Source organism: Pseudomonas sp. SWRI92 (assembly GCF_014268685.1).
Taxonomy (GTDB): Bacteria; Pseudomonadota; Gammaproteobacteria; order Pseudomonadales; family Pseudomonadaceae; genus Aquipseudomonas; species Aquipseudomonas marvdashtae.
On sequence record NZ_JABWQY010000017.1, the window covers coordinates 50,004 to 70,248 of the forward strand.

Here is a 20,245-nt window from a genome sequence, read left to right on the forward strand (position 1 = left end):
TCCTCCGTTCTACAGCTTGCCGTCGGTGGCCAGCTGTACATAGGTGGGATCGAAGCGCAGCTTCAGGTTGGCCTTGTCGCCACGGGTCACGCCATTGGCGAACGCCATGCCGACCGCGTCCGCATTCTTGGCGCCTTCACCCAGCAAACCGTGCTGGAACGAAAATTCGGCCACCTTGCCCATGGTGGCGGGCAGTTGTTCGCTGGTGGCGAAGGTGAGCGCTTCCTTGGGCGTGGCGAACAACTTGGTGGTGTCCAGTTGCGCCTGGAAACCTTTGAGGTCAGTGCCCGATGCCTTGGCCATGTGTTCCAGTGCGGCCTTGGCGGCTGCGTTCTTGGCGTTCATCAGCGCGACCACTTCAAACCAGGCACCGGTCAGTGCCTTGCCCAAGGCCGGGTTGTCCTGAAGGGTCTGGGTGTTGACCACCATCATGTCCATGATCTCGCCGGGGATCTGACTGGAGTTGAACACCTCGCTGACGCCGGGCTGGGCCTTGATGTCCGACAGCATGGGGTTCCAGGTGGTGACAGCCTTGACCTCATCGGTGTTGAAGGCTGCGGAGATATCGGCATCGGAGGTGTTGACGACTTTCAGGTCTTTCTCGGTGAGGCCCACCGAATCCAGGGCGCGGGCCAGCAGGTAATGGGACACCGACAGTTCCACCAGATTGACGTCCATGCCCTTGAGGTCGGCGACTTTCTTGCTTTCGCCCTTGAGGACGACGCCGTCGTTGCCATTGGAGAAATCACTGATGATCAGCGCGGTGCTGTCCACTCCGCCAGCGGCGGGAATGGTCAGGGCGTCCATGTTGGTCATGGTGCAGCCGTCGAACTGACCGGCGGTGTATTGGTTGATGGATTCAACGTAGTCGTTGAGCTGCACGACATCGATCTTGATGCCGTATTTTTTCGCCCATTTATCGACGATGCCTTGGCTACCGGCGTATTCCCAGGGCATCCAGCCGGCGTAAATGGTCCAGCAGACGCTGAAGTGGTCTTTCTGGGCTGCGACGGACGAGAAGCTCATGAGGGCCGAGAGCGCGGCGAGGAGCAGGGCGGACAGACGAAGCTTGAACATGGTGGTTCTCCAGTTGATCAAGGGCGGACAGGAGCAACGCGGCACCGCGAACGGTGGCTTGTCTCCCGGGCTTTTGTCCCGCCGTGTAACCTCAACTGGAGGTCGCCAACTCTCGGACCAGCCACTCGCCAGAGGCGAGCCGGAACCCTAGTCAGCCATTGCAAATTGTGGTGCCGCGAACCTGTGATGACTCCTGCACGAGATTCGTTAAAGCGAGAGCCGTGCCAAGTCCGTGCAATGGCCGAGCTAGAGCGGTTTGGCTATTTTTGGTGCGGGCCAGAGGGTTGGTTCATGCGTTGTTGTGGTGCCATTCGCGCACCGGAATAAAGCAAAAGGCTACATGTTTCGAGTTATTGCCGCGTCGCACCAGATTCCGATTTCACTGTCAGATTAATCGTCAGTCATCTCAATAGATGACTGCCGCCCGTCAGCGTCGCTGACGTGGCCCATTCGCGGTCCAGGAGGCCGCCATGTATCGACGACTGCTGTTCATTGCGTTTCTCGGTTTATCTCTTTCAGCCTGCGTGCCTTACGAGGGAGGAGGTTCGAACTATTACCGTTCCGAGGTCTACACCTCGCCAGCGCCGGTCTATTACGGTGGCGGGAGTTATTATTCGGCCCCACGTGGCTACTACGCGCCACGGTACTATCAGCCGGCACCACGTTATTACTCGGCACCGCGTTATTACCAGCATGGGCCTCGTTATTACTCGCCCCCGCGAGCAGCGTACCGACCTTATCCACACCGGGGCGGCTGGGATGGCCGTGATCGGGGCGGCTGGAACGACGATCGCGGTGGTCGAGGCGGTCGTGATCGCGGACGCGATCACCGGGGACGCGGCGGTCATGATGGGCGGGGCGGCCATCGCTGACAGAATGGCAGCATAAAGCGGCGCATTGAGCGCCGCTTTTTTTATACGTGCGCTTTTTATATGTGCCCAGGTACCACTCCCTCTATTGCCGCTCGCCCGTTTGTTCGAAGACTACTGGCTAAAAGCGGCAGAAAAGCGGCAGCCAGCGGAAGCCGATTGCCGCTTTTCTGGCATTGCCGTCGTGCCGATATCCCGCAAAGCCCCGGTTTACGGGGCTTTCTGCACATGGCACGACGCTTGCTAAAGCCATCGTAAGTACATTTCTGGTCACCCAAAGGTTTCCGACATGAGCATCAGCTTCGATAAAGCGCTCGGTATCCACGAACAGGCCCTGAGCTTCCGCGCCCAGCGTGCCGAAGTCCTGGCCAACAACATCGCCAACGCCGACACCCCGAACTACAAGGCGCGTGACCTGGACTTCTCCAAGGTGCTCGCCGAGCAGAACGAAAAGACCAAGAACGGCCACTTCGCCTTGAACATGACCAACAACCGTCATATCGAAGCCGAAGGCCTGGGCAGTGGCGACGAATCGCTGATGTACCGCACGCCGATGCAGCCGTCGATCGACCAGAACACCGTGGACGCTCAACTGGAACAGTCCAACTACGCGGAAAACTCCGTGAACTTCCAGGCCAGCTTCACCCTGCTCAACAGTAAATTCAAAGGGCTGGTATCAGCCCTGCGTGGAGAGTAAGCCATGTCGATCGCGAGCGTATTCAACATCGCCGGCAGTGCCATGAGTGCCCAGACCACTCGCCTGAACACCGTCGCCAGTAACATCGCCAACGCCGAGACTGTTTCGTCGAGCATCGACCAGACCTACCGCGCCCGTCACCCGGTCTTCGCCACCATGTTCCAGGGCGGCCAGTCTGGCGGCAGCGACTCGCTGTTCCAGGACCAGGACGCAGCCGGGCAGGGCGTACAGGTGCTTGGCGTGGTCGAAGACCAGAGCAACCTCGACGCTCGTTATGAACCAAACCATCCGGCCGCGGACGCCAAGGGTTATGTCTATTACCCGAACGTCAACGTCGTCGAAGAAATGGCCGACATGATTTCCGCCAGTCGTTCGTTCCAGACCAACGTCGAAATGATGAACACCGCCAAAACCATGATGCAGAAGGTCCTGACCCTCGGTCAGTGATAAGGGGCGATTCACATGAGCGTCACCAACACCACCAGCGGTTTGAGCCTCAACGAGATTCTGGCCAACTCCTCGGTCAAGACCAACACCACGACCGATGGCCTGGGTGCGGCGACCACCGCTGCCGCCGGCAAGAAAGAGCTGGGCAAGGATGCGTTCCTGCAACTGCTCGTGACCCAGCTGAAAAACCAGAACCCGCTGGAGCCTCAGGACAACGGTGAGTTCGTTGCCCAGCTGGCTCAATTCAGCAGCCTGGAAGGCATCACCACCCTCAACCAAACCGTGAGCGGCATCGCCGGCAACTACAACTCGTCCCAGGCCTTGCAGGCTTCGTCGCTGGTCGGTCGCTCGGTCATCGCGCCCGGTGACAAGGCCGTGGTCGATACCTCCAAGAGCCTCAACGGCACGGTGGTGGTACCGGCATCGGTGTCCTCCGTCGCCGTCAAGATCGTGGACAAGGACGGCAAGACCGTCCGCACCATCGACCTGGGCAGCCAGAACGCCGGCAACTCGGCGTTCATCTGGGATGGCAAGAACGATGCGGGCGCGACCGTCGAGTCGGGCACGTACACCTTCGCGGCATCGACCACCATCGATGGCAAGGCCACGTCGCTGATCACCAACCTGCCGGCCACGGTCAGCAGCGTAACGATCAGCCAGACGGGCGGTGAGCTGATGCTCAACCTGGCCGGGCTGGGCAGCATTGCCCTGTCCAAAGTACAAACTATTGGTATGTAGAGCCGACTAACCGGCAAAAGGAGTCAACATGTCTTTTAACATCGGCCTTAGCGGTCTCTATGCTGCCAACAAACAGCTGGACGTGACCGGCAACAACATCGCCAACGTGGCGACCACCGGTTTCAAATCGTCCCGTGCGGAATTCGAAGATGTCTACTCGGCCACCAAGCTGGGTTCGGGCTCCAAGACCGTCGGCAACGGCGTGCGCCTGGCCAACGTTTCCCAACAGTTCGGCCAGGGTGACGTGAACAACACCGGCAACGTGTTGGACATGGGTATCCAGGGCCAGGGCTTTTTTGTCCTGAGCAACGACGGCTCGCTGAGCTACACCCGTGCCGGTACCTTCAAGACCGACAAGGAAGGCTACGTCACCAACAGCGATGGCACTGCACGCTTGCAGGGTTATGGCGTGGATGCCAACGGCAAGATCCAGAACGGTATCCTGACCGACCTGCGCATCGACACCTCGAACCTGCCGCCGAGCGCCACCAGCCTGGTTTCGTCGACGATCAACCTGAACTCCACGGCGACGCCGATCACCGCCGCGTTCAATCCGACCGACACGGCCACGTTCACCAAGCAGTTCACTACCCCGGTCTATGATAGCCAGGGTAACCAGCACTCCATGGACCAGTACATGGTCAAGACGGGCTCCAACACCTGGAACGTCTATACCTTGATCGACGGCCGCAACCTCAACGGTAGCTTGCCAACCACGACCGGTGCGACCGCGCCTGTTCCGTCGACCATGAACTTCGATGCGAACGGCAAGTTGACCACGGTCACCACTCCGCCAGCGACGGTCAATAGCGATCTGGTATTGACTGGTTGGGTTCCTGGCACCGTGACCAACGGGACATGGACCGCCAACGGCGCCGCGAGTGCACCGACCATCACGATCTCCATGGGCACCACCACCCAGTTCAACGCCGACACCGCACGTTCGATCCCGGCCCAGAACGGCTACGCCACTGGCCAGATCACTAACCTGACCATCGACGGCAGCGGTGTATTGCTGGCCAACTTCAGCAACAACCAGACCAAGCCGATCGGCCAGCTCGCGCTCGCCAGCTTCACCAACGAGCAAGGCCTGCAGCCGGTAGGCGGCACCAGCTGGAAGGAAACATTCGCTTCGGGTATCCCGGGCTACGATGCTCCGCAAACCGGCACCTTGGGCTCGATCGTCTCCAACTCCCTGGAAGAGTCCAACGTCAACCTGACCAACGAACTGGTCGAGCTGATCAAGGCACAAAGCAACTACCAGGCGAACGCCAAGACCATCTCCACCCAGAGCACCATCATGCAGACCATCATTCAGATGGCTTGATAACGCTGGTTGCTTGAAGGCTGCATGAAGAGCCCCTCGCAAGAGGGGCTTTTTTGTGAGCGGCTATTCGATCGTTCCCATGCTCTGCGTGGGAATGCCGCCACGGACGCTCCGCGTTCCGTCTCTGAAGGGGGACGCAGAGCGTCACGGGATGCATTCCCACGCAGAGCGTAGGAACGATCAAGTCCAGGCTCTGGCTTTCTCCAGGCAAAAGAAAACCCCCGATAAACCAGCGGTCTATCGGAGGCTTCTTCAGCAGGCGCCTTGCAGCGCCTACCCGCTCAGCTTATTGGCAAGCTTCGCAATCCGGCTCGTCGATGGCGCAGGCCTTTGGCACTGGCGCAGGTCCGGCTGGAGCAGCCAGGACCGAATCGTCACCGTGGTTGCCGCCGCTGGAAACCGCGTTCAGCTTGCCGGTGTTGATGGTCGACTTCTCGGTGCTGGTGGCGGCCAGGGCACGGAGGTAGTAAGTGGTTTTCAGACCACGGTACCAGGCCATGCGGTAGGTCACGTCGAGCTTCTTGCCCGAGGCGCCGGCAATGTACAGGTTCAGCGACTGGGCCTGGTCGATCCACTTCTGGCGACGGCTGGCGGCGTCGACGATCCACTTGGTGTCCACTTCGAACGCAGTAGCGTAGAGCTCCTTGAGCTCCTGCGGGATGCGTTCGATCTGCTGCACCGAACCGTCGTAGTACTTCAGGTCGTTGATCATGACCGAGTCCCACAGGCCGCGAGCCTTGAGGTCGCGAACCAGGTACGGGTTGATCACGGTGAATTCGCCCGACAGGTTCGATTTCACGTACAGGTTCTGATAGGTCGGTTCGATCGATTGCGACACGCCGGTGATGTTGGCGATGGTCGCGGTCGGTGCGATGGCCATGATGTTGGAGTTACGGATACCTTTCTGTACACGGGCGCGAACCGGTGCCCAGTCCAGGGATTCGTTCAGGTCGACATCGATGTACTTCTGGCCGCGCTGGGCGATCAGGATCTGTTGCGAGTCCAGCGGCAGGATGCCCTGGGACCACAGCGAACCCTGGAACGTCTCGTAGGCGCCACGCTCGTCGGCCAGGTCGCAGGAAGCCTGGATCGCGTAGTAGCTGACCGCTTCCATGGACTTGTCGGCGAACTCGACGGCAGCGTCCGAACCGTACGGGATGTGCTGCAGGTACAGCGCGTCCTGGAAGCCCATGATGCCCAGGCCGACCGGACGGTGCTTGAAGTTGGAGTTCTTCGCTTGCGGCACCGAGTAGTAGTTGATGTCGATCACGTTGTCGAGCATGCGCACGGCGGTGTTCACGGTGCGTTGCAGCTTGGCGTTGTCCAGCTTGCCGTCCTTGATGTGGTTCGGCAGGTTGATCGAGCCCAGGTTGCAGACCGCAATCTCGTCCTTGTTGGTGTTCAGGGTGATCTCGGTGCACAGGTTCGAGCTGTGGACCACGCCCACGTGCTGCTGCGGGCTGCGCAGGTTGCACGGGTCCTTGAAGGTCAGCCATGGGTGGCCGGTTTCGAACAGCATCGACAGCATCTTGCGCCACAGGTCTTTGGCCTGTACGACTTTGAACAGCTTGATCTTGTTGTACTCGGTCAGGGCTTCGTAGTACTCGTAGCGCTCTTCGAAGGCCTTGCCGGTCAGGTCGTGCAGGTCCGGCACTTCGGATGGCGAGAACAGGGTCCACTTGCCGTCATCGAAGACGCGCTTCATGAACAGGTCCGGGATCCAGTTGGCGGTGTTCATGTCGTGGGTACGACGACGATCATCACCGGTGTTCTTGCGCAGCTCGATGAACTCTTCGATGTCCATGTGCCAGGTTTCCAGGTAGGCACAGACCGCGCCCTTGCGCTTGCCGCCCTGGTTGACCGCTACGGCGGTGTCGTTGACCACTTTGAGGAACGGCACGACGCCCTGGGATTTGCCGTTGGTGCCCTTGATGTACGAGCCCAATGCGCGAACCGGAGTCCAGTCGTTGCCCAGGCCGCCGGCGAATTTCGACAACATGGCGTTGTCGTGGATCGCGCCGTAGATGCCCGACAGGTCATCCGGAACGGTGGTCAGGTAGCAGCTCGACAGCTGCGGACGCAGGGTGCCGGCGTTGAACAGGGTCGGGGTCGACGCCATGTAGTCGAACGACGACAACAGGTTGTAGAACTCGATCGCACGGTCTTCGCGCTGCTTCTCTTCGATCGCCAGGCCCATGGCCACGCGCATGAAGAATATCTGCGGCAGTTCGAAACGGATGCCATCCTTGTGGATGAAGTAACGGTCGTAGAGGGTTTGCAGGCCCAGGTAGGTGAACTGCTGGTCGCGCTCGTGGTTGATCGCCTTGCCGAGTTTTTCCAGGTCGAACTCGGCCAGGACAGGGTTCAGCAATTCGAACTCGATACCTTTGGCGACGTAGGCCGGCAGGGCCTTGGCGTACAGGTCGACCATTTCGTGGTGGGTCGCGCTCTCGGCGACTTCCAGGAAGCTCAGGCCTTCGGCGCGCAAGGTGTCCATCAGCAGGCGGGCAGTGACGAACGAGTAGTTCGGCTCGCGTTCCACCAGGGTCCGCGCGGTCATCACCAGGGCGGTGTTGACGTCCTTGAGCGCGACGCCGTCATAGAGGTTCTTCAGGGTTTCGCGCTGGATCAGGTCGCCGTCGACTTCTTCCAGGCCTTCGCAGGCTTCGGTGACGATAGTGTTCAGGCGACCCATGTCCAGCGGCGCCAGGCTGCCGTCGGCGCGGGCGATGCGGATCGAAGGGTGAGCCTGGACCGGTGCGTCGGCCGGGGTGCGGATAGCACGTTCCTTGGCGCGCGAGTCACGGTAGATCACGTAGTCGCGAGCGACTTTCTGCTCGCCGGCACGCATCAGGGCCAGTTCGACCTGGTCCTGGATTTCTTCGATGTGGATGGTGCCGCCCGAAGGCATGCGACGCTTGAAGGTCGCGGTGACTTGCTCGGTCAGGCGGGCCACGGTGTCATGGATTCGCGACGAAGCGGCAGCGGTGCCGCCCTCAACTGCGAGAAACGCTTTGGTGATGGCGACGGTGATCTTGTCATCGGTATAAGGAACGACAGTCCCGTTACGCTTGATCACGCGCAGCTGGCCAGGCGCGGTGGCGGACAGATCCGGGTTCGAATCGGCGGCCAGCGGCGCGGTGCCCTGCGGGTTCTCGCGAGTTGTGTCGGTGTGCATGGGTGTCTCCACGTTCTCTATGTTTATTTGGGCACCATCACGGTGCCCACCGTTCCGTCCTGAAGCACTACAACCGACTGGCGCCGGGTATAACAACTTCGGGACAGTAGGAAACGGGCCTGTGGCGCCGCTTCCATCCGAAGTTCTTGGGTCGCGAGCCTGGGCTCGAAACCGGGTTTGCAGGGGTGGCAGCAAAGGACTGCAACACCCGTACCGTTTCGGTCGTTCCAGACCCTGAAACAGTCGCCATCCGCAGGGGCGGTCTGGACTTGGGAAAACTGTTGTGTTGCAGCAAGACAGAGGCAAGAAAAGCGCTTGAATTCTCTATCCAACTTGTGTTTGGTTTTTGGCCTGAAACCCTACATGTAGGGTTTTTTGCGCGGCGGGCTACAAGATAATGCGTTTTGGGGGATGAATCAACGTGCTACCTGTGGATAAGCCTGTGCGTAATTTGTGTGCGAAACGTGGAACTGCTCTGTAGGCCGCGACCTTGCTGGAGCGCGGCTTTTTTCGTCGATTTTGACGACTTGAAAACAGCCAGGGGTTTTTTCGGGCGCGGACGGTATCACACAAATCCAGCCCGACCGAACGCATTTGTCCGCTTGTTTTCTGTACAGCCGGCGTTTATACAATCGGCCGGTGCATGGGCGTGTTTATCCTCCTTTGATATGACAAAAAGACGGGAGGATCTGGGTTTCAAGCGGGCACCGTTGTGGCGAGGGGATTTATCCCCGCTGGGTCGCGAAGCGGCCCCCTGCATACTGTCTGACACACCATAGCTATCCAATTGGGGCCACTGCGTAGCCCAGCGGGGATAAATCCCCTCGCCACAGGGTTTTGTGCTGATCCTTCTTTTTATATCTACAACAAGACGAGGCCCCACGTGGAACAAGAAGCCTGGCAGATATTGATCGTCGAGGATGACCAGCGTCTGGCCGAACTGACCCGCGAATACCTGGAAAGCAACGGCCTGCGCGTCGCCATCGAAGGCAACGGCGCGGTGGCGGCGCAGCGGATTATCAGCGAGCAGCCGGACTTGGTGATCCTCGACCTCATGTTGCCCGGCGAAGATGGCCTGAGTATCTGCCGCAAAGTGCGCGAGCAGTATGACGGACCCATCCTGATACTCACCGCCCGTTCCGATGACACCGATCAGATCCAGGGCCTGGACCTGGGCGCCGACGACTACGTCTGCAAGCCGGTGCGCCCGCGTCTGCTATTGGCGCGCATCCAGGCGTTGTTGCGCCGCAGCGAGCCGGAGCCGTCCGTGCCGCAGAAACAGCGGCGCCTGGAGTTCGGTCCGTTGGTGGTGGACAACGCCTTGCGCGAAGCCTGGTTGCAGGGCAACGGTATCGAACTGACCAGCGCCGAATTCGACCTGCTCTGGCTACTGGTGTCCAACGCCGGGCGCATCCTGTCCCGTGAAGAGATCTTCACCGCCCTGCGCGGCATCGGCTACGACGGCCAGGACCGCTCGATCGATGTGCGTATCTCGCGCATCCGCCCCAAGATCGGCGACGACCCCGAGCATCCACGGCTGATCAAGACCATTCGCAGCAAAGGCTACCTGTTCGTCCCCGAAGCCTGCGTAGACGCGGCTTCGTGAACTCGATTTTCCTGCGCATCTACGGTGGCATGTGCGCGGCACTGGTGCTGGTGGCGGTGCTTGGCGTGCTGGCCCTGCATCTGCTCAACCAGACGCGTGGCGAGCAATACCGCGAGCGCCTGGCCCATGGCACGTTTTCCCTGATGGCCGATAACCTGCGGCCGATGAACGACACCGAGCGTCGCCGGGCGCTGGCGGTGTGGGAACGCCTGTTGGGCATTCCGCTGGAGCTGAGGACTTTCAATCAGACCGACCTCGACCTGGGGCAGCGCACCCGCGTGCTGCGCGGTCAAGCCCTGGTGGAGCAGACCGGCCCGCACGCGGCGAAGGTCTATCGGCTGGTCAGTGATGGTGAACAGTTGACGCTGGTGGGCGAGGTTCGCCAGATCAGCGAGCAACTGGCCCGGGCGACTATCTATCTGCTGGCCGATGAACTGGTGCGTTACCCGGTGGCCGAGCAGCCCGGACGGCTCGCGCAACTGAAGCAGGAGAAAGGTTTCGGTTTCGACCTGCGGCTGATGAAGGTCGAGCAGGCGGACATGGACGACGATCAGCGTCGGCGAGTGTCGGAGGGCGATACGGTGATGGCGCTGGGCAAGGGCGGTGACTCGATCCGGGTCTTTGCCGGGATGGTCGGCACGCCGTGGGTTCTGGAGATCGGCCCGTTGTACCAAATGAATCCGTACCCGCCCGAATGGCTGGTGCTGATCGCCGCGTTGGGGCTGAGCCTGATCGGTTTGATCGTCTATCTATTGGTGCGCCAGTTGGAGCGACGCCTGCGCGGCCTCGAGTCGGCCGCCACTCAAATCGCCCAGGGCAGCCTGGAGACCCGCGTCCCCGCCCGGGGCGCCGACTCGGTGGGGCGCCTGGCCGCTGCGTTCAACGGCATGGCCGAGCATTTGCAGCAATTGCTGGCGATCCAGCGAGAACTGGTGCGCGCGGTCTCCCATGAGTTGCGCACGCCGGTGGCACGCCTGCGTTTCGGCCTGGAAATGCTCGGCAGCGCCAGCACGCCCGAGGCCCGGGACAAGTACCTGGCGGGCATGGACCACGACATCGAAGATCTGGACCGGCTGGTGGATGAAATGTTGACCTACGCCCGACTGGAACAAGGATCGCCGGCGTTGAATTTTCAGCGAGTGGACCTGGATGCTTTGGTCAATCAGGTCATCGAAGAACTAGGCCCCTTGCGCGTCGGGATTACCGTAGAGCGCGGCCTGTGCCTGTCCGCCGCTGATTGCGATGGTGCCTGGGTCGAGGCCGAGCCGCGGTTCCTGCATCGTGCCTTGCAGAATCTGGTGGGCAATGCCATGCGCCATGCCAAATCGCGGGTCACAGTGAGTTACCAGGTGGGGCAGCTGCGCTGCCGCGTCGACGTCGAAGATGATGGGCCGGGTGTGCCGGAGGCGGCATGGGAACGGGTGTTCAAGCCGTTCCTGCGCCTGGACGACAGCCGTGCGCGGGCGTCGGGCGGCCACGGATTGGGGCTGTCGATCGTGCGGCGGATCATCCACTGGCATGACGGCCGGGCGTTGATCAGTAGGAGCAAAAGCCTCGCAGGAGCCTGTTTCAGCTTGAGTTGGCCGAGGCACCAGGACCGGTCTTGAGGGATGGGGCCCAATCTCAGGCCTTGATCCCCACCAGACTCAGCAATTGCCCATTCTTCACAGCAAATTGTCCGTGCAGCTCACTGCCATGACGCCACTCGGGCGACAGGTCGATCAACAAGCGCAATCGCACGTGCCCATCGTGCGCCCACTCCAGGACCTCAGCGTGTTCGAAGTAAAAACGCTGCCTGACGATCGGGTACAGCGCTTTGAACAGGCTTTCCTTCATGGAAAAGGTCAGGGTCACCAGCAGCGCCCGGTCATCTCGCGAGGCAGTGGCCAGGCGCAGCAGCTCGGGGGGCGTTAGGATTTCACCGGCCAGGCGCTCGGCGCGCTCAGGGTCGAGCAGGTTTTCCAGATCCATGCCCAGCCCTTGCCAATGTTGTTTTTGCGCGACAATCGCCGCCGCCCGGCCTGTGCTGTGGGTGATCGAGCCGCTGACATGGGCCGGCCACACGGGCGCGCGATCTTCGCCGATGGGCGGCACGCAGGCTTGGCCGTCAAGGCGCAGCAAGGCCGCTCGGGCGCAGACTCGCCCGGCGAGGAACTCCGCCTGCCGCTTGGCCACCGAGCGCTGGATGCTCGCCGGCGGCTCGATGGCGCTGTTGGGAAAATCGTCAGCGACGAGCAACAGTGGATTGAAGCGAGTGCTGACCAGCACCGTATCGGGCAAGGCGTCGGGCAGCAGCCAGTGTTCATCCAGAGGCGAACAGCAGGCGGGCAGGGCGGGGAGTCGGTTCATGCCGGGCATTTTGCCGGGTTGGCTTGAGGCTGGGTAGTGGCGTGACGTTTGTATGGGTATGGCTGGCTTTTGTGGCGAGGGGATAAATCCCCTCGCCACAGGAGGGTATCTGCTAGAAAACTTTTTTGAAGAACTTCTGCATATCCGCCCACGACTTCTCATCGGCCGCCTTGTTGTAGCCGATGTCCGGCCCGCCATGTTCGCCGTGGCTCAGGCGGTCGGCGTCCGGGTTGCTGAAGCCGTGCTTGGCGCCGTCGAGGCTGACGAATTTATAGTCGGCGCCGGCCTTGTCCATCTCGCTCTTGAACGCGGTCACGTTGTCGCCGGTGACCATGCTGTCCAGCGCGCCGTGTTCCACCAGGATCTTGGCCTTGACGCTGCCAGGCGTCGCCGGGGTATTGGTGACCAGGGCACCGTGGAAACTCACCACGCCGGCCAGCGGCAGGCCCTGGCGCGCTGCGTCCAGCACCACCTTGCCGCCGAAGCAGTAACCGATGGCGGCGATTTTGTCCGGGTCGGTCTGGGGTTGTTTCTTCAACAGGTCGAGCCCGGCCTGGAAGCGCGCACTGGCCGCCTTGCCGTCCTTGAGCGCCGCCTGCATGAAGGCCATGGCGTCCTTGGGGTGCTCGGTGTTCTTGCCGTCGCCGTACATGTCGATGGCCAGGGCGCTGTAGCCAAGCCCAGCGAGGTCACGGGCGCGGCGCTTGGCGTAATCGTTCAGCCCCCACCACTCATGCACCAACGCCACGCCGGGGCGCGGGCCTTTGACCGCGTCGTCATAGGCGTAGTAACCGATCAGCTTCGTGCCGTCGGCACTGGTGTAGGGGATCTCCTGGGTCTGGATGGCGGCGTGGCTTGCGCCGCTCAAGGCCAGAAGTACAACAGCAAGCAACCTGCGCATGATGGATCTCCTTAAAAAGTTGTTGGGACAGACTAGCCGATTCATTCAGCCCAGGTTCAGAGAACGTTCAAGAGGGGTTCAGGGACCATTGGATAACGTGGCTGCGACTTCACACAACCACGGCTTCAAAAGGAACCTGATCATGACTCATATGAAAAAACTGCTGTTGGCCTTCACCGTTCTGAGTGCCAGCGCCCTGGCTCACGCCGACGATAACTTTGCCAGCCTGACGCTCGGCCAGACCAGCGACAAGGTCAAGAAATCCAACGCCTTGAACAGCGCGCTGAACAACCCCAACGCCGACGGTATCATCGCCAAGGACAGCACCTATGGCCTGCGCCTGGGCCGGCAAAACGACCAGGGTCGCTACTACGCCACCTACGATAACGTCTCGGGCAGCCACAACGGCATCAAGTTGCGCCAGGAAAACCTGCTGGGCAGCTACGACCTGTTCTATCCGGTCACCAGCAGCACTAAACTGTTTGGTGGCGGCACGGCGGGCCTGACCAAGCTGACCCAGGATTCCCCAGGCTTCAGCCGCGACACCGACATCGGCTATGCCGTCGGCCTGCAAGGGGGCGTATTGCAACAAATTTCGCAAAACACCTCGGTGGAACTCGGGTACCGTTACCTGCGCAGCAATGCGAGCACCGAGATGAGCCCGCACGGCGGTAACAAAGTCGGTTCGCTGGACTTGACCAGCAGCGCCCAGACCTACCTGTCCGCCAACTACACGTTCTAGGCCGCCTGGGAATGAGCATGTCCAGCCGGATCGGCCCGAGCCGATCCGGCGCCTTTTGTTTGAAATTGGCTGTTTTGATTGGCCTGGGAGCGGTTCATGAAACTACTGGTTGTCGAAGACGAAGCGTTGTTGCGTCATCACTTGCAAACCCGTCTCACCGACAGCGGCCACGTGGTGCAGGCCGTGGCCAATGCCGAAGAAGCCTTGTACCAGGTGCGCGAGTTCAATCATGACCTGGCGGTGATCGACCTGGGCCTGCCGGGCATCAGCGGCCTGGAACTGATTCGTCGGCTGCGTTCACAGGACAAGACCTTTCCGATCCTGATCCTGACTGCCCGCGGCAACTGGCAGGACAAAGTCGAAGGCCTGGCCGCCGGGGCCGACGACTACGTGGTCAAGCCGTTTCAGTTCGAAGAGTTGGAAGCGCGGCTCAATGCCCTGCTGCGTCGCTCCAGCGGCTTTACCCAGTCCACCATCGTCGCCGGTCCGCTGTTGCTGGACCTCAACCGCAAGCAGGCGTCCCTGGGCGACGAGCCGTTGGCCTTGACGGCCTACGAATACCGCATCCTTGAATACCTGATGCGCCATCACCAGCAAGTCGTCGCCAAGGACCGCCTGATGGAACAACTCTACCCGGACGACGATGAGCGCGACCCGAATGTCATCGAAGTATTGGTAGGACGCCTGCGTCGCAAACTCGAAGCGCCGGCCGGCTTTAAACCGATCGATACCGTGCGTGGCCTGGGTTATCTGTTCAACGAGCGCTGCCAGTGATTCGTTCGCTGCGGCTGCGGCTGATGCTGGCCGCGATGACGCTGTCAGCGCTGTTCATGCTGGCGTTGCTGCCGGCGATGCAAGGCGCGTTCAGCCTGGCCTTGCAGGAGTCGATCGAACAACGCCTGGCCTCGGACGTGACCACGCTGATTTCCGCCGCCCGGGTGGATAACAATCGATTGAAGATGCCCACGCAGTTGCCCGACGAGCGATTCAACCTCGCCGATGCTCGCCTGCTGGGCTACATCTATGATCGCGAGGGGCGCTTGGTCTGGCGTTCGAAGGCGACCCAGGAAGAACACATCAATTACACGCCGCGCTATGACGGGCAGGGCAACCAGTTCGCGCGTATCCGCGAGGACAACGGCCAGGAGTTCTTCGTCTACGACGTCGAGGTCAAGTTGCTGGGCGGCCAGAGCGCCGCGTTCAGTATCGTCACCCTGCAGCCGGTGCATGATTATGAGCTGACCCTGCAAGGCCTGCGGGAAAACCTCTACCTGGGGTTCGGCGCCGCACTGGCGGTGCTGCTGGCGCTTTTGTGGATCGGCCTGACCTGGGGCTTGCGAGCCCTGCGGCGCCTGAGCCAGGAACTCGATGAAATCGAAGCCGGCACCCGCGAAAGCCTCAGCACTGCGCACCCTCGGGAGCTGTTGCGCTTGACCGGCTCCCTAAATCGCCTGCTGCACAGCGAGCGCGAGCAGCGCAGCCGTTATCGCGATTCCCTCGATGATCTGGCCCACAGCCTGAAAACACCGCTGGCGGTGTTGCAAGGTGTCAGCGAAGACATGGCCCGGCGCCCCGAGGACCGTGGCCAGGCCTGGGTGCTGCAGACCCAGATCGAACGCATGAGCCAACAGATCGGCTATCAGTTGCAGCGTGCCAGCCTGCGCAAAAGCGGCCTGGTGCGCCACCAGGTGCGCTTGCGCCCCGTCCTGCAAAGCCTGTGCGACACGCTCGACAAGGTGTACCGCGACAAGCGCGTGCACGTCGAATTCGACCTGCCGGAGCACTGCCAGGTGCCCATCGAACAGGGCGCGCTGCTGGAAATGCTCGGCAATCTGTTGGAAAACGCCTATCGGCTATGCCTGGGGGTGGTGCGGGTCAGCGTGCACCAGACCCTCGGCGGTACGGAGTTGAGTATCGAGGATGATGGTCCGGGCGTGCCGCCGGACCAGCGTGCGCGGATCCTTGAGCGTGGCGAAAGGCTGGATCGCCAGCATCCGGGGCAGGGGATTGGCCTGGCAGTGGTCAAGGACATCATTGAAAGCTATGACGCGAAATTGGCCCTGGGTGATTCAGAGCTGGGTGGGGCGGCGTTTCGGATTCATTTTCCGATGGCTTGAAACTAAAAAATCAATTTTCCAGCTCCCGATAAGCCCCCGGCGTCACCCCCGTCCACTTCTTGAACGCCCGGTGAAACGCCGATGGCTCGGAAAACCCGAGCTGTTCGGCAATCTGCTGCAACGACAGATCGGCCCTTCCCAAATGGTAGATGGCGATATCCCGCCGCAGCTGATCCTTGAGCTCCTGGAAGCTGGTGCCTTCCTCGCGAAGGTGCCGGCGCAGCGTCTGGGCGCTGATGTGCAAATGCGCGGCGACGCTGTCCAGGTCCGGCCAGCGCGCCGTGTCACGGCTGAGCAGGCGGCGCAATTGGCTGGTCAGGCTGTGGCCATCGTCCGGGCGTGACAGCAGGTCAGCGGGGGAGCGTTCGAGAAAACGCTTGAGGGTTCGCTCGTCCTGCAGCAGCAGCATCTCCAGGTAGCGGCCATGAAACAACAGGCTGCTGCGTTGCGCCTCGAACACCAGCGGGCAGGGGAACAGCAGGTCGTATTCGGCGCCGTGGGGCGGCTTGGCATAGCTGAACGTCGCCTGTTCCAGACCGATCCGCTGGCCGATCAGCCAACTGCCGAGGCGATGCCAGATGACCAGCAGGCTTTCGGCCAGGAAATGCTCGGGGTCACGCAGCGTCGACTCATCCAGGCTCAACCGTACCCGGTCTCCTTCAGCTTCCAGCGTCAGGCGCGGGGCGTCGGCAAACAGGCTGTAGAACAACAAACCGCGTTGCAGGGCTTTGCCCAGCGTCCGACAGTGGATCAACGTGTGACACATCATGGCAAACGTCCCGGGTTTACTCGTCACCCGGCCGAATCCCAGATATTCATCCTCCAGCGCCAACCACAGCGCCTGCAACAGGCGGGCGAATTGCTCTGGCGCGATGCGCGCACGCGGTTCGTCCAGCAGCTCGGGGCTGATGCCCAGCTGTTGCAGCAGGGGAAGGCAGTCGAAACCTTGCCGGCGTGCGCCACCGAGGGCTGCACGGGCGAAGTGACTGGCGATGGTGCGTTGGCGCATGGGCACTGATCCGTCCGTTAAGCGAGGCGATGTTAGCAGGGACTTCAGGCTCGACAAGGCGGATATCCGCCAAATCCAGGAGTGGTAAGCGGTGGGTTGGCGGATATCCGCCACGTTTAGGCTTGTGTTCAATCCTTCAGAAATACACAAACACCGTCTGCAATGGCGCTTGTAGGGCGTTTCGCAAAAATGGCACGCGCCTTGCGATGCAGTACGCAGGTCTGCAGCGTGCAGCCGACAAAAACAAATCCCTCCAGTGCAGGAGGGTTCGCAATTGAGGTGCCGTGGACAACAGGCGGATGTTGTCACACGGGACTCTTGAGGAAGGTTTTGCCATGACGACTCGTCAGCCACTGTACAAATCCCTGTATTTCCAGGTGATCGTAGCCATTGCCATCGGCATTTTGCTCGGCCACTTCTACCCGCAGACCGGCGTTGCCCTCAAGCCCTTCGGTGACGGGTTCATCAAACTGATCAAGATGGTCATCGCCCCGATCATCTTCTGTACCGTCGTCAGCGGCATCGGCGGCATGCAGAACATGAAATCGGTGGGCAAGACCGGCGGCTATGCGCTGCTGTACTTCGAAATCGTTTCCACCCTTGCCTTGCTGATCGGCCTGGTCGTGGTCAACGTCGTGCAACCGGGCGCCGGCATGCACATCGACGTATCGACCCTGGACACCAGCAAGATCGCCGGTTTCATCAATGCCAGTAAAGACCAGAGCATCATCGCCTTCATCCTCAACGTGATCCCGAACACCATCGTCGGTGCGTTCGCTAACGGCGATATCCTGCAAGTGCTGATGTTCTCGGTGCTCTTCGGTTTCGCCCTGCATCGCCTGGGTGCCTACGGCAAGCCGGTGCTGGACTTCATCGATCGCTTCGCCCACGTGATGTTCATCATCATCAACATGATCATGAAGCTGGCGCCAATCGGTGCGTTCGGTGCCATGGCCTTCACCATCGGCGCCTACGGTGTCGGTTCGCTGGTGCAACTGGGCCAGCTGATGATCTGCTTCTACATCACCTGCGTGGTGTTCGTGCTGGTGGTATTGGGTGCCATCTGCCGCGCCCACGGCTTCAGCGTCGTCAAGCTGATCCGCTACATCCGTGAAGAACTGCTGATCGTGCTGGGTACTTCCTCGTCGGAATCGGCCCTGCCGCGCATGCTGATCAAGATGGAACGCCTGGGTGCCAAGAAGTCTGTCGTAGGCCTGGTCATCCCGACTGGCTACTCGTTCAACCTCGACGGTACTTCGATCTACCTGACCATGGCGGCGGTGTTCATCGCCCAGGCCACCGACACCCCAATGGACCTGACTCACCAGATCACCCTGCTGCTGGTGCTGTTGCTGTCGTCCAAAGGTGCGGCTGGCGTGACCGGTAGCGGCTTCATCGTACTGGCGGCCACCCTGTCGGCCGTGGGCACCTTGCCGGTGGCTGGCCTGGCGCTGATCCTGGGTATCGACCGCTTCATGTCCGAAGCCCGCGCCCTGACCAATCTGGTGGGCAACGCCGTTGCCACGATCGTGGTTGCCAAGTGGGTCAATGAACTGGACGAAGACCAGTTGCAGACCGAGCTGGCTTCCGGTGGTCGCGGTATTTCCGATGTTCGTGAAGATGACGAGCAGATCGCGGCGGCGCAGATTGCAGCGGCTGAATCCTCTGCTCCCGGCACTGTAAGGTAATCTTCAGGCTGCAATGAAAAACCCGCTTCGGCGGGTTTTTTTGCGCTCAATTTCAAGACGGACATGCTTTTTGTGGCGAGGGGATTTATCCCCGCTGGGTTGCGCAGCAGCCCCCTGCGTCTGGTCTGACACACTAGGTGGCAGATGAATCCTGGGGCCGCTTCGCAGCCCAACGGGGATAAATCCCCTCGCCACAAATATAAGATTCCGTGCCAGTCGTGAGCACAATCGTCATTCGAAGTAGCACCTGCGGTAATTGCCCCGCCGCCCACTCCTGCCTAGTCTTCAACCATCATCCCCTCGGAGTTCTTCCATGCAAGGCCCACTGGCATCGCTCAAGGTTCTGGATTTCTCGACCCTGCTGCCCGGCCCGTTCGCCTCACTGTTGCTGGCGGACATGGGGGCGGAGGTGTTGCGCATCGAATCGCCGACCCGTCAGGACCTGCTGCGGATACTGCCGCCCCATGACCAAGGCGTATCGGCCAGCCATGCCTACCTCAACCGCAACAAGCGCAGCCTGGCCCTGGACCTCAAGCAGCCGGAAGCGTTGGAGGTGGTCACGCGGTTGCTGGGGGACTACGACATCCTGCTGGAACAGTTCCGCCCCGGCGTGATGGAGCGGCTGGGCCTGGGCTACGAGGCCTTGAAAGCCATCAATCCACGGCTGATCTACGTGTCGATCACCGGCTACGGCCAGACCGGGCCCTATAAGGACCGCGCCGGCCATGACATCAATTACCTGGCCCTGGCGGGGCTGGCCAGCCACACCGGCCGGGCCGACAGCGGGCCGTTACCGCTGGGCATCCAGGCGGCGGACATTGCCGGTGGTTCGTTGCACGGGGTGATCGGGCTGTTGGCGGCGGTCATTGCCCGTCAGCAGACCGGGCAGGGCCAGCACGTGGACGTGAGCATGACCGACTGTGTGTTCAGCCTCAACGCCATGGCCGGTGCCGGTTACCTGGCCTGCGGTGTGGAACCGGGATGGGAGGAGCAGATGCTCAACGGCGGCAGCTTCTATGACTATTACCGCACCCGCGATGGTCGCTGGATGTCGGTGGGCAGTCTGGAACCGGCCTTCATGCAGGCGCTGTGCGACGCCTTGGGACGGCCGGAGCTGGCGGCCTTGGGGCTGGCGCCTGAACCTGCGGAGCAGCAGAAGCTCAAGCAGCAACTTCAAGCCGAGTTCGAGAAACATGACTTTGCCGAGCTGTGCAGCTTGTTTGCAGGCGTCGATGCTTGCGTCGAACCGGTGCTGAGCCTGGAAGAAGCTGTGCGGCATCCGCAGTTACAGGCTCGGGAGCTGGTGACACAAGTGCCCCGTGGGGAGGGGGCGACTCAAGCGCAGATGGCCTGTCCGTTGAAGTTTTCCGCAGGGTTGCCCGAGTCTCGGCATATAGGGGCGAGACTGGGGGCGCATACGGATCAGGTATTGGGTGCGTTGGGGTTCAGTGTTGAGCGGATCGCTCAATTGCGGGGTGCCAAGGTGATTTTGTAATGCCC

The 20,245-nt window shown here is 61.1% G+C and carries 17 protein-coding genes and 1 riboswitch; of the genes, 12 read left to right on the top strand and 5 right to left on the bottom strand.

What is annotated here, in order from left to right; translation table 11 throughout:
* Window positions 1-9: 9 nt before the first annotated feature.
* Entirely contained in the window at window positions 10-1,077 is a 1,068-nt protein-coding gene (locus HU762_RS21815; RefSeq protein ID WP_186640546.1) for a putative urea ABC transporter substrate-binding protein, read from the bottom strand.
* 60 nt (window positions 1,078-1,137) lie between these two features.
* Window positions 1,138-1,239: riboswitch (guanidine-I (ykkC/yxkD leader) on the bottom strand.
* 308 nt (window positions 1,240-1,547) lie between these two features.
* Between HU762_RS21815 and HU762_RS21820 the strand changes: the two genes are divergently transcribed.
* The 5 genes from HU762_RS21820 (at window position 1,548) to flgE (ending at window position 5,155) form a co-directional block, all read left to right on the top strand.
* Complete coding sequence (locus tag HU762_RS21820) at window positions 1,548-1,949, top strand: hypothetical protein (protein WP_186640548.1); 402 nt, start codon at window positions 1,548-1,550, stop codon at window positions 1,947-1,949.
* 286 nt (window positions 1,950-2,235) lie between these two features.
* A complete protein-coding gene (gene flgB, locus HU762_RS21825) occupies window positions 2,236-2,643 on the top strand; it encodes a flagellar basal body rod protein FlgB (RefSeq protein ID WP_186615027.1) in 408 nt (135 codons plus the stop codon).
* A 3-nt stretch (window positions 2,644-2,646) separates the two neighbouring features.
* Window positions 2,647-3,090 (top strand): flagellar basal body rod protein FlgC, encoded by a 444-nt coding sequence (gene flgC, locus HU762_RS21830; RefSeq protein ID WP_186615025.1) that lies wholly within the window; start codon window positions 2,647-2,649, stop codon window positions 3,088-3,090.
* A 15-nt stretch (window positions 3,091-3,105) separates the two neighbouring features.
* Entirely contained in the window at window positions 3,106-3,828 is a 723-nt protein-coding gene (gene flgD / locus HU762_RS21835; RefSeq protein ID WP_186640550.1) for a flagellar hook assembly protein FlgD, read from the top strand.
* 28 nt (window positions 3,829-3,856) lie between these two features.
* Window positions 3,857-5,155, top strand: coding sequence for a flagellar hook protein FlgE (flgE, locus tag HU762_RS21840; RefSeq protein WP_186640552.1), 1,299 nt, complete (start codon window positions 3,857-3,859; stop codon window positions 5,153-5,155).
* Between the two features lie 286 nt (window positions 5,156-5,441).
* Here flgE and HU762_RS21845 read toward each other — a convergent pair whose 3' ends face one another.
* A complete protein-coding gene (locus HU762_RS21845) occupies window positions 5,442-8,333 on the bottom strand; it encodes a ribonucleoside-diphosphate reductase subunit alpha (protein ID WP_186640554.1) in 2,892 nt (963 codons plus the stop codon).
* 883 nt (window positions 8,334-9,216) lie between these two features.
* Between HU762_RS21845 and HU762_RS21850 the strand changes: the two genes are divergently transcribed.
* Together HU762_RS21850 and HU762_RS21855 are read left to right on the top strand one after the other, a co-directional pair.
* Window positions 9,217-9,939 (top strand): response regulator transcription factor, encoded by a 723-nt coding sequence (locus HU762_RS21850; protein ID WP_186640555.1) that lies wholly within the window; start codon window positions 9,217-9,219, stop codon window positions 9,937-9,939.
* Complete coding sequence (locus HU762_RS21855) at window positions 9,936-11,546, top strand: ATP-binding protein (RefSeq protein WP_186640557.1); 1,611 nt, start codon at window positions 9,936-9,938, stop codon at window positions 11,544-11,546. Before HU762_RS21850 ends, HU762_RS21855 begins: the two co-directional genes overlap by 4 nt.
* Window positions 11,547-11,562: 16 nt before the next feature.
* On the opposite strand, the gene HU762_RS21860 is transcribed toward HU762_RS21855, so the two are convergent.
* Together HU762_RS21860 and HU762_RS21865 are read right to left on the bottom strand one after the other, a co-directional pair.
* Entirely contained in the window at window positions 11,563-12,288 is a 726-nt protein-coding gene (locus HU762_RS21860; RefSeq protein WP_202883649.1) for a 4'-phosphopantetheinyl transferase superfamily protein, read from the bottom strand.
* Window positions 12,289-12,400: 112 nt separating this feature from the next.
* Complete coding sequence (locus HU762_RS21865) at window positions 12,401-13,189, bottom strand: dienelactone hydrolase family protein (protein ID WP_186640561.1); 789 nt, start codon at window positions 13,187-13,189, stop codon at window positions 12,401-12,403.
* Window positions 13,190-13,331: 142 nt separating this feature from the next.
* Here HU762_RS21865 and HU762_RS21870 point away from each other — a divergent pair, with 142 nt between their 5' ends.
* The 3 genes from HU762_RS21870 to HU762_RS21880 all read left to right on the top strand — a co-directional run bounded on the left by HU762_RS21870 (window position 13,332) and on the right by HU762_RS21880 (window position 16,048).
* Window positions 13,332-13,931, top strand: a complete 600-nt coding sequence (locus HU762_RS21870) for a hypothetical protein (protein WP_186640562.1) — start codon at window positions 13,332-13,334, stop codon at window positions 13,929-13,931.
* Window positions 13,932-14,027: 96 nt separating this feature from the next.
* Window positions 14,028-14,705 carry a response regulator gene (locus HU762_RS21875; RefSeq protein WP_025215075.1) on the top strand — a complete coding sequence of 226 codons (678 nt, stop codon included), beginning with the start codon at window positions 14,028-14,030 and terminating at the stop codon, window positions 14,703-14,705.
* Window positions 14,702-16,048, top strand: a complete 1,347-nt coding sequence (locus HU762_RS21880) for an ATP-binding protein (protein WP_186640564.1) — start codon at window positions 14,702-14,704, stop codon at window positions 16,046-16,048. The genes HU762_RS21875 and HU762_RS21880 overlap by 4 nt, the downstream gene beginning before the upstream one ends.
* A gap of 10 nt (window positions 16,049-16,058) precedes the next feature.
* Here the strand turns inward: HU762_RS21880 and HU762_RS21885 are convergent, their stop codons facing one another.
* Window positions 16,059-17,057: an AraC family transcriptional regulator gene (locus tag HU762_RS21885; protein ID WP_186640565.1), complete on the bottom strand. Its 999-nt coding sequence runs from the start codon at window positions 17,055-17,057 to the stop codon at window positions 16,059-16,061.
* A gap of 335 nt (window positions 17,058-17,392) precedes the next feature.
* Here HU762_RS21885 and HU762_RS21890 point away from each other — a divergent pair, with 335 nt between their 5' ends.
* Entirely contained in the window at window positions 17,393-18,745 is a 1,353-nt protein-coding gene (locus HU762_RS21890) for a dicarboxylate/amino acid:cation symporter (RefSeq protein WP_186640567.1), read from the top strand.
* A 313-nt stretch (window positions 18,746-19,058) separates the two neighbouring features.
* On the top strand, window positions 19,059-20,240 hold the full coding sequence (locus HU762_RS21895; RefSeq protein ID WP_186640569.1) for a CaiB/BaiF CoA-transferase family protein: 1,182 nt from the start codon (window positions 19,059-19,061) through the stop codon (window positions 20,238-20,240).
* Window positions 20,241-20,245: the final 5 nt, after the last annotated feature.